Genomic DNA, 14,502 nt, shown 5'->3' with positions numbered 1-14,502 from the left:
GCCCTGGTTCATGCAAAAGGGATGCCTGGAAAATATTGCCGTCTCCTGGCCAAACAAAAAAGCCGGGAGGGAATCCCCTCCCGGCTTATAAACCTGGCTTTGGCGACGCCGGGCTACTTCTTCTCCGTCACCCGGCTTTGCTCGCCCACGATCCGGTAGGTGTCGCCGGAGGGATGCAGCAGGAAGGTAAACACCGCCTTGCCCCGCACGCTCTTGTCGCCCTTTTTGACGGCGAATCCCGAGGGCACGGTCACGCGCAGGTCGCCGTTTTTCAGCTTTCGCACCGAGGCCTTGCCCGGCTCGTAGGTCCGTTCGGGCCAGCGGGCGAAGTAGGCCGCCTTGTCCTGGCGCACGATGTCCTTTCCGCTCTTGCCCTTTTTATAATACTCCACCTTGTCGGCGTAATAGTCGATCAGGCCGTTGATGTCGCCCGAGGCGCTCTTGGTGAAGTAGCCGGTCACGATGTCGGCCACGGCCGGCGGCACGGGCTGGGCGGCGGCCTGTCCGCCGTTGGCGGAGGGAATGGTCAGGGTGGCCCCGGCCTCGAGGTGGTCCGCGTTCTTGAGGTCATTGGCCTCCATGAGCGCCTTGACCGAGACGTCGAACTTCTTGGCGATGCGCGTGAGCGTATCGCCGCGCCCCACGGTATAGGTCATGTCGGGGGTCGACTGGACCTCCACGGTCACGGTCTCGGCGGCCGGGGCGGCTGGCGCGGGAGTGGCGGACTCTTTCGCCGGGGCCGGAGCCTGGGCGGGCGCGGCCGGAGCGGCGGCTTCGACCTTTTGCTGCTCGGCCGGCTTGGCCGGTTCCGGAGCAGCAGCCGCGGGCGCGGCCGGAGCGGGCGTCGTTTCGGCCTTTGGCTGCTCAGCCGGCTTGGCCGCGTCAGCCGGTTTGGCCGCTTCGGCCGGCTTTTGCTCGGCGGCGGGCTTGGCGGGCTGTGCGGCCGGCTTGGCCGAGGCGGAGGAGGCGTCGAGCTTCTTGCCGGAAGCCCGGGCCTCGCGCAGCCGCTGGTATTCCTTCTCATCCAGGGTGCCGTTGCGGTCGGCGTCGGCGGCCAGAAACTCCTCGACGGTCATGTCCGGGAACGCCACGATGAGTTCCTCGAAAATGATCTTGCCGTCCTTGTTGTAATCGACCTTGGAAAACGCCTGCGGGTCTTCCTTGCTGCACCCGCTGACGACAAGTCCCAAAAGGATCGCCACAGTAAGCGCGCGACCGTATCTCATGACACCTCCTTTTTGCCGGCGCCAGGCGCCGTCTTGACCACGACAAGGGTCACGTCGTCATGACGCGGCATCCCCGCGAGAAACGCGTCCAGGTCCGCAAGCACCGCGTCGACCACCGCCCGGGCATCCCCGGACGCGCCGCGCGCGATGGCCTGGCGCAGCCTCGCCTTGCCGTACATCTCGCCCGAAGCGGCCCTGGCCTCCCAGATACCGTCGGTGCCGAGGACCAGCACCGCGTCCTCGGGCAGGGGGCACAACACATTTTCCTCATAGGCCCAGCCGGCGTCGATGCCGAGGGGGATCCCACGACCGCCGACCTCGACAAACGTGCCCGTGGCCGGATCGTAGAGCAGGGCCGGGTCATGCCCGGCCCGCACCGAGCGCATGACGCCCGCCGCCGGATCGATCTCCAGCAGGAAAAACGTCATGAAGCGCCCCGAATCGCCCATGTCGCCGGAAAGCAGTCGGTTGACGTCGCCGACGATGGCGGCCGGCCCCCCCGGCGCAAGCAGCCGGGCCCGCAAAAAAGCCCGCACCGACGTCATGAAAAGCGCCGCCTGGATGCCGTGGCCGGTCACGTCGCCGACAGCCACGAAAAAGCGCTCCGGCCCGCCGGCCGCATCCGGCCGCCGCATGAAATCATAGTAATCGCCGCTGGTGGCGTCGCAGGACAGGCTCGCGCCGGCCAGGTCGAACCCCGGCACCAACGGCACCCCCTGGGGCAGCAGGCTTTGCTGCACCCCCGCCGCCACCTCCATGTCGAACTCCATGCGCTGCTTGGCCAGCGCCTCGCCATGGAGCCTGGCATTGACAATGGCCACCGCCGCCTGGGCCGCCAACAGCGAAAAGGTCTCCACCTCGTCGCGGGTGAAAACCCCGCCCCCAGCCTTGTTGATGCACTGGGCCACGCCGATGACCCGGCCCCTGTACAACAAGGGCACGCAGGCCATGGACCGCGTCCGGTAGCCCGTCAGGCGATCGACATCGGGATTGAAACGGGAATCGTCATAGGCGTCGACAAGCAGCACCGGCTCGGCCCGCGCCGCCACCCAGCCGGCCACGCCCTCGCCCGGAGCCAGACGAAAGCCGCCGCGCAGGTCCCGGCAGGCCGGCCCCTGGGCCACGGTGAAAACAAGTTCGCCCTGGCCCGGGCCGGGCGTCTCGTCCACCAGCAGCAAACTGGCCGCCTCGGCCGAAAGCGCTTGGCGCGAGGTGGTCATGATCCGTTCCAGCACCTCGGAAAGGTCCAGCGACTCCGTGACCAGGCGCGACAAGGCGAAACACCGCTTCAAAGCGCCCAAACGGTCGGAGAGCCGACCGGCGTCTTCGCACGCCGCTTCGGTCATGCTGCGTTCCTCGGCTGCATGGCCACCCCTCTACATGAAAAGCAAGGCCGGGGCAAAGTGGGGAAAAGGGAAATTCAAACGCGTGTGAAGAAAACGTAACCTCAGGCCGAAACGCCGTCGAGCAAGGCGATGGCCGTGGTCTTCTCGTCGCGGAACCGGGACTGGACCGCCTCGCGCACCCGCTTGTTGTGGCGGAAGAACTTCCGGCTCCGAATCCGGTAGACTTCCTCGATCACGGCTTTGTCAAAGTCCTGACGTCCTGCCGAACCCTCGGCCTTCTCGATGGCCTGGGAGAAAATCCGCTCCGCCCCGCCCGGGCCATGCTGCACCGCCGTGCTCCACAGCACCTCGCGCAAGGCATAGGACCGCTTGGTCACATCCACGCCCGTGGTCAGCACAATGCTCTTGGCCGCCGGGGAATAGCTGCTCGAACGGATGAATTCGTGCTGCAAGGCCTCGAAACGCCGGGGATCGGAAGCCGCGATCCGCTTCCAGACCGTGGGCATGCGCCCGCTCCTTCCCCCGGTGTCGGCCGGGCCGGCGGCCTTGAGGCGCGCGGCCAGATCCGGAGCCTTGTCATCCAGGAATTTAATGAAATAATCCATGGTGCCGGTCTTGGAGGCAATCTGGTACTGGCCGTAGGACGTGCCGCCGCGCCGGTCGTAGCCGATGCAGTCGATCTCGCAGTTGGACTCGTACTGGGCGCTCAAGCGTCCGGCCTTGAACTGGAGCGTCGACGGCAACACCTTGCGTGTGGCCTTGGCCTCGTCCTTGGCCGCCTCCACCCGGGACGTCTCGGCCAGGATGTTCTCCGCCCCGGCCGCGGCCAGAAGCAGTTCCTCCTCGCGCTGCGTGAACCCGCCGCCCTCGGATTGCGCCACCGTGCGGCCCAAATGGCCGAGATCGTCGGGATGGCGGGAACTGGGATTGACCGCCATGCGCACCGAAGATTTGTCAACGACCCGACGCACGCTGGAGCCGCCCCGGGGCGCGGCCGGCGGCGCGGCGGCCTTGGCCTCGGCAACCTCCTGCTGCATGGCCAACCGGGACAACGTGGCCAACGCATTGCCCTGAAATTTATCCAGACCGCCCTGCCCTCCCGTCAATCCCGTCAATCCCTTGGCACCGCTATCATAGCCCAACATGGCTAGCGCCGCGTCCTCATCGGAGGATCCCTTGCCGGAAAGCATCTCCAGGCCGGTAATCATGTTTTCTTTTGAAATCAGAGGGTTATCCGACTTGCCAATCGCGCCGTTGATTCCGTACCCGCTTTGCAGCATGGTCGCGAACACGCGGGGATCCTTGCCGATCCTGGCCGTCCCCGGCACCCGGGCGGCGGCTTTCTTGAAAATTTCCCCTGCGGCGGAATTGGTGGTCTCTATGGCCATGCGGATATCCCGTTTTTCTCGATTCACTCAAAGCGCAACCCAGCGGCTGCAAACCCCGTGCCTCCCCACAGCCCCACCGGAGCCCCCATGCAACACAGCTACCGTTTCTTCCAAAATACCGCCTGTAAGTACTTCCCCTGCCACCCAGGGGCCGACCCCGAAACCTTCAACTGCCTGCTGTGCTTCTGCCCGCTCTACTTCCTGGAAAACTGCGGCGGCGACTGCGAAATGCGCCAGGGCGTCAAGGACTGCACCCCCTGCCTGCGCCCCCACCGCCCCGAAGGCTACGACGAGATTCTGGACAGGCTCCGCCAGGAAGCCGCTGCCAGGCGTCAGGCCTGGCAAGCGGAGCAACGGGAGAAGGAGGAGGCTGAGGCTGACGAATGAAGAATGAAGAATGAGCTGGGGCGCCGCCCCAGACCCCGCCGGGGGGCTTGATGCCCCCCGGTCCCCCCTTTACCGGGTTGGGATGGCGGGCGGAGAGGTGGTTGGTGATGCCTTTGTCGCCGCAATCGGCCCGGCGGCACGAGGCGCTTCGCGCCTCGACGCCGGACACGATTGCGGCGACAACCACGCCAGCGGCGAAGCGCCGCATTTTAAGAAACTATTTTTCCCGAATGTCGCCCCGTAGGGGCGACGGCGTGGTGGCGGCGGAATTTGTCGGGACGAGCCTGCCGCGAAGCGACGGCAGCGTCCCGACAAATTCCGCCGCCATCTTCTCCACTTGCCGCATTCCCGGTAGCCAATCCCCCCTCCGCCCAGCCAAAGCACACCGGACGGGGGGTCCGGGGGGCGCGCCCGCCCCCCGGCGGAGTGCAGAGGCAGCGCCTCTGCCGGGGTCCGGGGCAGCGCCCCGGTTCCTCCCCAGCCTCCTGCGCCTTACCGTCGCAGCAGCAGCGCGCCGGCGATGGCGGTGAGCGGCGCGGCGGTGACGAGGCCGAAGCTGCCGACGAGGGTGTTGGCGATTTCGGCGGCGACGTGGGGCATGGTGGCGACGTTTATGAGCGGCACGCCCTGGGCCATGAAGACCATAAGGAGCGCGAGACTGCCGCCGCAGTAGGCCAAAAGCAGTGTGGTGGCCATGGTGCCGACCACGATGCGGCCGACACGAAATCCCGAGAGGCACAGCCGGCCGGGGCCGATGCCCGGGTTATGGGCGACGACTTCGGACTGGCTGGCGGCCACGTCCATGGCCACGTCCATGATGGCGCCGCTGGCCCCGAGGCAGATGGTGGCCAGAAACATGCGGCCGAGGTTGAGGTGGGCGTAGCCGGTGTAGAGAAGCGTTTCGGCGTAGGGTTTGACCGCGCCGGGCAGGGCGAAGCCGGGAGCGGTGGCCAGGGCGAGCAGGCAGGTGACGGCGATGCCCGCCAGCGCGCCGAGGTAGGCGGCGAGCGATCGCCGGCCGACGCCGCCGACGAGGAAAATGATGGCGGCCATGAGCACGGCCAGGACGCAGAGGGTGACGATAAGCGGATCGTAGCCCTGAAGGAAAAGCGGCACCAGCACCTTCCACAGGAGCAGGGCCGCGAAGAGAAAGGAGAGCACGGCCTTGACGCCTGTCCAGCCGGCGTAAAGGGCCAGAAACAGGGCAAAGACGCCGAGCAGCAGCCCTTGCAGCCCGAGCCGCCAGTGGTCCTTGGCCACGGCCGAAACGATCTTGCCGTCACGCAGCGACAGCACGAGCAGGGCCGTCTCGCCCGGGGCGAAAATCTTATCGAGTTCGAGCTTGCCGAGCAGGATGTTGTCGGCGGTGATGCGTTGCCCGGCAAAGGGCCCGGACAGCGGCACGGCGGTGACGCGCTGTTCGCCTTCGCGCACGATGCCGTACTGGTGCACGTGGGCGTTGTCCACGTCGAGGATGCGGGCCTTGACCTGCACGGCGTCGCTGGGGAGCCTGTTTTCAAAGCCTGTCGGCCAATAGAGCAGGGCCACGGTCAGGGCGGTGAAAAGCGCGACCAGCAGCACGTCGCGCCGGTCGGTCCGGGCGAGCATGCGCCGAAGGAGGTTGACCGGGGCGACCGGCGTGGCCACGTCCTTGGGCGCATCCGGCCGGGAAGACAGTTTTTCCATGCGGTAATCCTTGCGCTTGAAAAAGAACCGTGAGGCGGCCCAAAGGCCACCCCACGGTTGCGATGGGACGGGGTATGGCGACGGGCTAGTTGCTGGCCACGGCCTTCTGGCCCATGGCGGCCATGATCTTTTTGGCCACGTCGGTGTTGTCGTAGTAGCCGGAGAAGGCCTGGGAACCGGGGCCCATGGCCGAGGTCACGACGGGCACGCCGGTGTGGGAGTAGCTGGTCCAGCCGATGCCGGCCTTGTTGTCCAGGATGTGGGTCAGGGTCACGGCCAGGGGCTCGTAGCCGCCGTAGGCCCGGTAATCCATCTCGTCCTCGGACTTTTCCTTTTCGCCCTTCATGCTGCGGGCGAAGGCGGCCTTGACGGCGTCGAGCTCGTAGTCGCGCAGGTACATGCCGTGCGGGTCGGCCGGAGAGGTATGGCTCGAGGAGTATTTGACGGGATTTTGCTTCATGGCCTCCAGGTCGGCGGCGGTGGGCACGATAAGCCCGAAGCTCTCCTTGATCATGGGCACCACGTCCTCGAATTTGGCATCCGCAACGTTGTGGGCCTTCTTGTACGCGGCGAGCTTCTTGGAGAAGTCCTCGAAGGAGACCTTCTGGTCTTTGAGGTACTGGTAGTAGTTGCCGTAGCGGGTGCCGGCGAAACCGAGGGTCAGGCCGCCGCACTCATGGTCGCCGGTGACGACGATGAGGGTCTCGTTCGGGTGCTTCTGGGCGAACTTGACGGCCTCGGCCACGGCGGCGTCGAAGGCCAGGGTGTCCTCGATGGAGGCGAGCGCGTCGTTGGCGTGGCAGGCCCAGTCGATCTTGCCGCCTTCGACCATCAGGAAAAAGCCCTTGGGGTTGTCGAGCTGGCTGATGCCCTTGGTGGTGAATTCGGCAAGGGTCAGCCCTTTCTTGTCGCCGTCCAGGGCGTAGGGCATAGCCTTGCTGTGGTCGAGTTCGGGATTGATGGCCACGAGCTTGGTGCCGGGCTTGGCGGCCATGATGTCCTTGCGGTCGGTGGCCACGGTGTAGCCGGCCTTTTTCATGACTTCCAGGGCATCGGGCTTGTCGCCTTCCTTTTTGGACTTCTTGCCGGTGGGGTCCTTGAAACCGCCGCCGCCGAAGTAGTCGAAGCCGCTTTTGGCCACGTCCAGGGCGATCTCGTAGTAATTATTGCGGCTGGCCTGGTGGGAATAGAAGCAGGCCGGGGTGGCGTGGTCCAGGGAGACGCTGGAGACGACGCCGACCTTCATGCCCTTGTCGCGGGCCATCTCGGCCAGGGTGGCCACGGGCTTCTTGTCCTTGTCGACGCTGATGGCCCCATTGTTGGTCTTGAACCCGGTGGCCAGGGCCGTGCCGGCCGCGCCGGAATCGGTGATGATGGAGTTGAGCGAATAGGTGCTGGTCAGGCCCTGGACCGGCATCTTGTCCATGGCCAGCTTGACGACGCCGGGCTTGCCGTCGCCGTCCTTGGCGGCCAGGTAGTACTCGGCGGCGCTGCGCTGGGGCATGGCCATGCCGTCGCCGATGAAATAGAAGACGTACTTCGGCGCGGCGCCGGAATCGGCCCGCGCCGCGACAGCGGACAGGAAAAGCAGGGCCAGGACGATCCAGGCCACGCGATTGATGGAAGCCGCCGCGAACGGCGGCAGGACATATCGGCGCATCTCGGTTACCCTCCGTTAAGTAATGACTAGTGCGGCATACCCCGTGTTTTGTGACGGCCGCGTGCCGGCCGGGTTGCGATTGCGGCAGGGAACGGTTTTTCGTTGGAAGAACAACAATCCTGAATAGTTGACCAAAATAAACGTTATAATATATACTAGAGAAGCAAAGGAAGAACAAGGAGCGGCATCATGGAGTACGCGCGATTGGGAGAGCATACGCGTTGCGTGCGGGCCGGCGAACGCCTGGACAGAACGGTCGGCGGGGTGACCACGCCCATCCATACGGCGGCCGCCTACATGGCCGCGCCGGACGTGGACGGGGCCTACCGGTATCCGCGCTACAACAACATTCCGACCCAGCTCGCGCCGGCCGAAAAGCTGGCCGCCCTGGAAGGGGCCGAAGCGGCCATCGTCCTGGCCTCGGGCATGGCCGCCATCTCCTCGTCCCTGCTGGCAGTCTTGGGCGCCGGCGACCATCTCGTGCTCCAAGCCGACCTGTACGGCGGCACCCACCGCTTTCTTTTGGCCGAGCTGACGCGCCTCGGCATCGGCTACACCTGCGTTCCGGACGCCGACGCGGCCAGCCTGGAGGCGGCCGTGACCGAAAAGACCAGGGCCGTCTATATCGAAACGCCGAGCAATCCGCTGTTGCGCATCGTGGACCTCGAGGCCGTCGCCGCCATGGCCCGGCGGCGCGGGCTCGTGTCCATCATCGACAACACCTTTGCCTCGCCCATCAACCAGCGGCCGCTCGACTTCGACTTCGACATCGTCGTGCACAGCGGCACGAAATACCTAAACGGCCACAGCGACCTCAACTGCGGGGCCGTGGCCACCTCGCGCGCTCTCATGGCGGCCGTGCGCGAGCGGGCCGTCAACTTCGGCCAAACCCTCAACACCTACGACTGCTATCTGCTGGAGCGCGGCATGAAGACGCTGGCCCTGCGCATGGCCAAGCACAACGACAACGCCATGGCCGTGGCCCGGTTTCTGGCCGGAAGAAAGGGCGTCGCCGTGGTGCATTATCCGGGCCTGGCCACGCATCCCGGGCACGAGACGGCCAAGCGCCAGATGCGCGGCTTCGGCGGCATGCTGTCCTTCGAACTCGACTGCGCCCCGCAAGCCGCCCGGACGTTCATGGACCGGCTCGAACTGGCCCTGGAAGCGGTGAGCCTCGGCGGGGTGGAGACGTTGGCCTGCTTTCCGGCCGTGACCTCCCACGCCAAAATGACGCGCGAGGCCAGGCTCGCCATGGGCGTTTCGGACACGCTGGTGCGCTTTTCGGCGGGCTGCGAGGACGCGGCGGACATCATCGCCGACCTGGGACAAGCCCTGGACGCGGCCGGCATTGCCTGAAATCGCGGCCGATCTTTGACGACAGGGGGCGGATTGGGGCATGGTTGCAACGGTGGCCAAAGGCCGCCGAGACGCCCTTTCGGAGGATGCATGAGACGCCTTTTCGCCCTGCCCGCCGCCCTGCTGCTCCTTTTCCTGTCCGCCGCCCCGGCCCTGGCCGTGGAAGCGTCCGAGGCCCCGGGGGCCCATCCCCTGGCTCCGGGAACGCCCTTTCCCGACGTGTCGCTCACAGGCGAGGTCAGCCCGCAGGCAGCCGCCTACCTCGGCGTCACAGCGGGCAAGCGCGCCACGCCCATAAACGCCGTGAAAGCCGAAGTGCTCGTGGTCGAGATCTTCAGCATGTACTGCCCGTTTTGCCAACGCGAAGCGCCCAACGTCAACGCGCTCCACAGCCTCATCGACAAGCGGGGCCTTGGCAACCGCATCAAGATCGTCGGCATCGGGGCCGGCAACTCCGAGGCGGAAGTGAACCTCTTCCGCCAGAAATACGCCGTGCCCTTTCCGCTTTTTTCCGACGCCGACTTCGATGTGCACAACCAGGTCGGACAGGTGGGGACGCCGTTTTTCTACATCCTGAAAAAAAAGCCCCAAGGCGGTTTCGTCGTGCTCCAGGCAAGCCTCGGCGCTTTCGGCGCGCCAGCCGACTTTCTCGGGGCCATTATCCGGGCGGCCGGCCTGTAAGCCGTAACGAACCCCAAGGAGAACCCATCCATGCGCACCGCATCACTGCCGTTTGTCCTGGCCCTCCTGCTCGCCGCCTTCCCCGCCATGGCCGCGACCGGCGGCACGGGCGTGCCGGCCAACCACATCTACCCGGTGGGGCATCTCGCCCCCACGGACAGCCACCTCGCCGTGGCCGTGGGCCAGCCCATGCCCGACTTCGACCTGCCGGGCATAGACGGTTCGCGGGTGCGGCTTTCGGACTACAAGGGCAAGAAGAACCTGGTCATCTCCTTTGTCCCCGCCGCCTGGACGCCGGTGTGCTCGGGCCAGTGGCCGGGCTACAACATCGCCAAGGAAGCTTTCGAGGCCAACGATACGGCCCTTGTGGGCATAAGCGTCGACAACATCCCCACCCTTTTCGCCTGGACCCGCGAGATGGGCGGCCTGTGGTTCCCCGTGGCCTCGGACTTCTGGCCCCATGGCGGCCTGGCGAAAAAACTCGGCATCCTGCGCTCCGACGGCGTGGCCGAACGCGCCCTTTTTCTGGTGGACAAAAAAGGCGTCATCCGCTTCATTGATGTCCACGACATCAATACCCGTCCCGACCTCGGCGTGCTGCTCGACGCCATGAAACGCGCGCAGGCGGGCGATTGACCGCCAACGTCCGAAGCCGTGCCGGAAAGGAGCAAGGTCATGGCGGAAGCCTCGCTGTCCAGGCATTACCAGATGCTTGCGCGCAACTATCCCGCATTCATGTCGGCCCTTGACAACCTGGCTAAAGCGGCGCGCCAGTGCGGCCCCCTGGACGAAAAAACCATCCAGCTCGTGCAGATGGCCGCGGCCGCGGCCCGGGGATCGGAAACATCCGTAAGCAGTCACGCCCGCCGCGCCGTCCGGGCCGGCGCCAAAACCGAGGAAATCTGCCAGGCCCTGCTGGTCCTGGCCACGACCATCGGCTTTCCCGCCACGGCCGCCGCGATCAAGTGGGCGGAAAAGTACCTGGACGAATGACAAATCAGTGTGTGGAGGTTCCATGAAAACGCTTAAGGGTTCCAAAACCGAAAAGAACATCCTGACAGCCTTCTCCGGCGAGTCCCAGGCCAGAAACCGCTACACCTACTTCGCCTCGAAAGCCAAAAAGGAAGGATACGAACAGATCGCCGCCATCTTCACCGAAACCGCCGACCAGGAAAAGGAACACGCCAAGCGCCTGTTCAAGTACCTGGAAGGCGGCGAGGTCGAAATCACGGGCGTCTTCCCGGCCGGGGTCATCGGCGACACCATGGCCAACCTGCGCGAGGCAGAGGGCGGGGAGTCCTACGAGGAAAACGAGATGTACCCCTCCTTCGCCGCCGTCGCCCGCGAGGAAGGCTACCCCGAAGTGGCCGCCACCTTCGACAACATCGCCAAGGCCGAGGGTTTCCACAAACGCCGCTACGGCGCGCTCGCCGACAACATCGAGGCCGGCAAGGTGTTCAAGCGCGAGGGAAAGGTCGTGTGGCGCTGCCGCAACTGCGGCTTCCCCATCGAGTCCGACCACGCCCCGGACAAGTGCCCGGCCTGCGAACACCCGCAAGCCTACTTCGAGATCGCTCCCGAGAACTGGTAACAAAAACGCCGGGGGGCGAAAGCCCCCCCCGGCGATCCTGTCTCGTTCCCGCGCGCCCGGGACTTATCTGACCGGGTAGCTTCCCGTACAGCCATCCCCCTCGGGAACGCCGTCGCGCCAGGGCGCGAGTGCCGCCGCGCGCTTGCGGGTCAGTTCGGCCAGCGCATTGCAATAGCAGAAATTATACATCGAACCGTAGGCAGCGGCCTTGTCCTCGGCCGGGTAGCGGGCGGCGAGTTCGGCGTCGCGAAAGGCCAGCCAGGCCCGCTCGGCGACCTTCAGTTTCCTGATGAAAACCGGATCGTCCTTGTTCTTTTCCAAGACGGCGGCATAGGCGGCATTGAGTTCCGCATCGGCCTTCTTGGCCGCATCGCAGGCCGCGACGTTCATTTCCATCTGGGTCTGGGCGCGTGCGCCGCCAGTGAAAAACGCCAACACGGCGGCAAAGAACGCCGCGCCGAACCAAACGCGCATGGGGACCTCCCGAAAAGGCCGCCGACGGACCAGTGCCGGTCCCGAAAGACGGCTCACAATACGTTTGCGCTTCTGAGCAAACAACACACGGAAAGAAACGCCAGCAAAAGGGACCACCGGGATGTCCTTCCGCCTGCCAGCCCTGTTCCTTGCGTGTGCGTTTCACACGTAACACGCAGTTCCCACAAGAAAAATATCCGATGAGACACTACCGTTTCGTCTTCGCCTTGCGCCGGCCGGGCGCATGGACGGGCTTTTTCGGGGCCAAGCCGGGATGGCTTTCCTGGAGCATGGCGTAGCGGGCCATGATCCGGGCCACGTAGTTTTGCGTCTCCGGTATGTTGGGGATGCCGCCCGAACGGGCCACGGTTTCCGGGCCGGCATTGTAGGCGGCGAGCGCCAGGGGCAGGGTGCCGAAACGGGCGATGAGCGCGCGCAGGAACTTCGCGCCGATGGTCACGTTGCGCTCCGGGTCGAAGGGATCGGCCACGCCGAAGGTGGCCTGGGTTTCGGGCATAAGCTGCATGAGCCCGGCCGCGCCCTTTGGCGAGACGGCACGGGCGGTGAAGCGCGATTCCTGCTCGATGACGGCGTAGAGCAGCTCCGGGGCCAGGCCGTAGGCCCGGCTTTTGGCGCGCACGAGGTCCAGAAGCGGTCCGGATTCGATGACCGCCGGGTAGCCGGAAGGCCCGAGCGGCGCGGTACCCATGCGCACATAGGCCCGGGTGGCGTCGCGTATCCAGGCCTCGTTGCGGTTTTGCGCCACCGCGCTCAGGGCATGGATGCGTTTTTTTATGGCCGGAAAGCCCCACTTGGGGTCGCTCGGACCCTCGTAGAGCAGCACGGCATGCTCGTCCCGCTTTTCCTCGCTCAAATGCACGATGCCGTACTCGTCCTCGTAGCCGTACAGCGTGTAGGCGAAAGAGACCGCGGGCAGAAAAAAGAAGGCCCCCCAGGCGAGGAAGGCCGGCAGGAATCGTAACATCGCGCCTCCGGCGGATTCGCCATCCTCCCATAGGACGGCGAACCCGCACGGTCAAGAGGCGGCTATTTGCCGAACGGACACTTGGGATAGGTGCAGGCCCGGCAGGACAGGCACATGGCCCCTTCGGCCATGACGGCCAGATCGCGGCGGGTCGGCCGCAGGCCGGCCAATACCCGGGGCAGCAGCAGATCGAAGCTGGTGGTGCGGTGAAAAAGCGCGCAGGCCGGCACGCCGATGACGTCGGCGTCGCCGATGCGCCCCACCAGCGCCATGGCCCCGGGCAAAACCGGCATGCCGTGCACGGCGTCGGCAAGCCCGGCGTCGTCGAGGCCGAGCCGCGTCACATCGTCGGGATCGACGGAAAGCCCGGCCGTGGTGACGATCAGGTCGGCCCCGGCGGCAAGCAGCTTCCCCACGCCCTCGGCCACGGCCGCGCGGTCGTCCGGGACCTTCTCGGCGGCCACGACCGTCCCCTTGAGCGCCTCGACCTTGGCCCGCACCACAGGCTCGAACTTGTCCTCGATAATCCCCGAAAAGACCTCCGTGCCCGTGACCAGCACGCCCACCTTGGCCTTTCGAATCGGCCGCACCACGAAAAGCGGCCCGGCCTCGAGCACATGCATGGCGGCGGAAAAAACCCGGCGCGGCAGGTACAGCGGAATGGCCCGGCAACCGGCCACGGCCTTGTCCGCCTCCACCACCAGATTGGCCTGCCGGCTGGCGCACATGACGCCCTCGATGAGGTTGAAGGCGACCAGACGCTCCTTGTCCAGGGTGAGCAGGCCGTCGGCCTCGGCGAGCAGTTCCACCTTGCCCTCGCGCGGCGGCCCGGAAGTCACGATGCCCGGACCGGCCATGGCCTCGGCAAAGGCCAGGGCGGCTTCGTTTTCATGGATGAATTCGCCGTCCGGCTCGGAGAGATCCTCCACGTAGACCCGGTTCTTGCCCATGGTCTGAAGCCGGCAGACGTCGCCGGCGGTGATGGCGGCCCCGGCGGAAAATTCCACGCTCTTGGAGCGGCCGGGCACGATGCGGGTCATGTCGTGAAGCGCCCGGCGGCCGGCCGCCTCGCCGACCGGCATGGCCCGAAGCCTCGGCGACTCGTTTTCCCGGACATAGGGCGCCTCGCCGGCGCAGCCCCGGCAGATGGCCCCGTCGGCGGCGGGATAGCCCTCGCCGCAAACCGGGCACACGCCGATGGCCCCCATGTGGGGCTTGGCCACGAAATTCGGCCGCACCCGCACCTTGGCCACCCGGCAAAGCGAACGGCCGCCGGCCTTGATCTCGGCGAAAAGACGCTGCCGGTCCTGTTCCTTTTTCGGCTTGGTCTTGAGGTACCAGGAATGAATTTCCGGCCAGGCCCGCAAATGCCCGGGATCGAGCCAGACGCGATAGCCTTCGCCCGTGAACTTGTCGTAGAGGGACAAAGCGTAGCGGCCGAGGTTCAGCACCCGCATCCAGCCGTTGCCGAAGCTTGGCGGCGTGAGGATCTGGACCGCGTCGGGCAGGCACTTTTTCGTCTCGACCACGGCGTCGAAAAGGATGCCCTCGGGCAGAAAGGCCCTGGCCGCGTCCACCATGAAGCCGCCTATAATGAGTCCCGGCGCGGGATTGCCGTGAAAGGCGGCGGCGACTTCCAAAAATTGCTCAAAGCTATACGGACCGATCGAGCTGTCCTCGACCGCTTTTTCATGCAGTTGTGCCATGGTAACCTCGGGCCGC

Annotated in this window: 14 protein-coding genes; 6 read left to right on the top strand and 8 right to left on the bottom strand. The window is 65.9% G+C overall.

Annotation, left to right across the window (positions count from 1 at the left end):
- Positions 1 to 113: 113 nt before the first annotated feature.
- The 3 genes from DESFRDRAFT_RS02540 to DESFRDRAFT_RS02530 form a co-directional block, all read right to left on the bottom strand.
- Positions 114 to 1,226: a LysM peptidoglycan-binding domain-containing protein gene (locus DESFRDRAFT_RS02540; RefSeq protein WP_005990802.1), complete on the bottom strand. Its 1,113-nt coding sequence runs from the start codon at positions 1,224 to 1,226 to the stop codon at positions 114 to 116.
- The gene (locus DESFRDRAFT_RS02535) at positions 1,223 to 2,572 is read right to left on the bottom strand and encodes a PP2C family protein-serine/threonine phosphatase (RefSeq protein WP_005990801.1); all 1,350 of its coding nucleotides are present in this window, start codon (positions 2,570 to 2,572) and stop codon (positions 1,223 to 1,225) included. Before DESFRDRAFT_RS02535 ends, DESFRDRAFT_RS02540 begins: the two co-directional genes overlap by 4 nt.
- A gap of 101 nt (positions 2,573 to 2,673) precedes the next feature.
- Entirely contained in the window at positions 2,674 to 3,960 is a 1,287-nt protein-coding gene (locus tag DESFRDRAFT_RS02530) for a VgrG-related protein (RefSeq protein ID WP_005990799.1), read from the bottom strand.
- A gap of 87 nt (positions 3,961 to 4,047) precedes the next feature.
- On the opposite strand from DESFRDRAFT_RS02530, the gene DESFRDRAFT_RS02525 reads away from it, so the two are divergent.
- The gene (locus DESFRDRAFT_RS02525) at positions 4,048 to 4,347 is read left to right on the top strand and encodes a cysteine-rich small domain-containing protein (RefSeq protein WP_005990797.1); all 300 of its coding nucleotides are present in this window, start codon (positions 4,048 to 4,050) and stop codon (positions 4,345 to 4,347) included.
- Between the two features lie 492 nt (positions 4,348 to 4,839).
- On the opposite strand, the gene DESFRDRAFT_RS02515 is transcribed toward DESFRDRAFT_RS02525, so the two are convergent.
- On the bottom strand, positions 4,840 to 5,955 hold the full coding sequence (locus DESFRDRAFT_RS02515) for a YibE/F family protein (protein WP_043793638.1): 1,116 nt from the start codon (positions 5,953 to 5,955) through the stop codon (positions 4,840 to 4,842).
- Between the two features lie 163 nt (positions 5,956 to 6,118).
- Positions 6,119 to 7,693 (bottom strand): alkaline phosphatase, encoded by a 1,575-nt coding sequence (locus DESFRDRAFT_RS02510; RefSeq protein WP_005990794.1) that lies wholly within the window; start codon positions 7,691 to 7,693, stop codon positions 6,119 to 6,121.
- A 189-nt stretch (positions 7,694 to 7,882) separates the two neighbouring features.
- Between DESFRDRAFT_RS02510 and DESFRDRAFT_RS02505 the strand changes: the two genes are divergently transcribed.
- The 5 genes from DESFRDRAFT_RS02505 (at position 7,883) to rbr (ending at position 11,321) form a co-directional block, all read left to right on the top strand.
- Complete coding sequence (locus DESFRDRAFT_RS02505) at positions 7,883 to 9,049, top strand: trans-sulfuration enzyme family protein (RefSeq protein ID WP_005990792.1); 1,167 nt, start codon at positions 7,883 to 7,885, stop codon at positions 9,047 to 9,049.
- Positions 9,050 to 9,139: 90 nt separating this feature from the next.
- Positions 9,140 to 9,730, top strand: coding sequence for a peroxiredoxin family protein (locus tag DESFRDRAFT_RS02500; protein WP_005990789.1), 591 nt, complete (start codon positions 9,140 to 9,142; stop codon positions 9,728 to 9,730).
- Positions 9,731 to 9,760: 30 nt separating this feature from the next.
- Positions 9,761 to 10,366 (top strand): peroxiredoxin, encoded by a 606-nt coding sequence (locus DESFRDRAFT_RS02495; protein ID WP_005990787.1) that lies wholly within the window; start codon positions 9,761 to 9,763, stop codon positions 10,364 to 10,366.
- A 39-nt stretch (positions 10,367 to 10,405) separates the two neighbouring features.
- Complete coding sequence (locus tag DESFRDRAFT_RS02490) at positions 10,406 to 10,723, top strand: carboxymuconolactone decarboxylase family protein (protein ID WP_005990786.1); 318 nt, start codon at positions 10,406 to 10,408, stop codon at positions 10,721 to 10,723.
- 22 nt (positions 10,724 to 10,745) lie between these two features.
- Positions 10,746 to 11,321, top strand: a complete 576-nt coding sequence (gene rbr / locus DESFRDRAFT_RS02485; RefSeq protein ID WP_005990785.1) for a rubrerythrin — start codon at positions 10,746 to 10,748, stop codon at positions 11,319 to 11,321.
- 63 nt (positions 11,322 to 11,384) lie between these two features.
- Here the strand turns inward: rbr and DESFRDRAFT_RS02480 are convergent, their stop codons facing one another.
- The 3 genes from DESFRDRAFT_RS02480 to DESFRDRAFT_RS02470 all read right to left on the bottom strand — a co-directional run bounded on the left by DESFRDRAFT_RS02480 (position 11,385) and on the right by DESFRDRAFT_RS02470 (position 14,486).
- Positions 11,385 to 11,795: a lysozyme inhibitor LprI family protein gene (locus tag DESFRDRAFT_RS02480; protein WP_005990784.1), complete on the bottom strand. Its 411-nt coding sequence runs from the start codon at positions 11,793 to 11,795 to the stop codon at positions 11,385 to 11,387.
- A gap of 208 nt (positions 11,796 to 12,003) precedes the next feature.
- Positions 12,004 to 12,780 (bottom strand): lytic transglycosylase domain-containing protein, encoded by a 777-nt coding sequence (locus tag DESFRDRAFT_RS02475; RefSeq protein ID WP_005990782.1) that lies wholly within the window; start codon positions 12,778 to 12,780, stop codon positions 12,004 to 12,006.
- A gap of 62 nt (positions 12,781 to 12,842) precedes the next feature.
- Positions 12,843 to 14,486: an FmdE family protein gene (locus DESFRDRAFT_RS02470; protein WP_005990779.1), complete on the bottom strand. Its 1,644-nt coding sequence runs from the start codon at positions 14,484 to 14,486 to the stop codon at positions 12,843 to 12,845.
- Positions 14,487 to 14,502 lie beyond the last annotated feature (16 nt).

Source organism: Solidesulfovibrio fructosivorans JJ], from assembly GCF_000179555.1.
GTDB lineage: Bacteria > Desulfobacterota > Desulfovibrionia > Desulfovibrionales > Desulfovibrionaceae > Solidesulfovibrio > Solidesulfovibrio fructosivorans.
The sequence above is the reverse complement of the archived record's forward strand: the minus strand, read 5'-3'. Positions and strand labels throughout refer to the sequence as shown.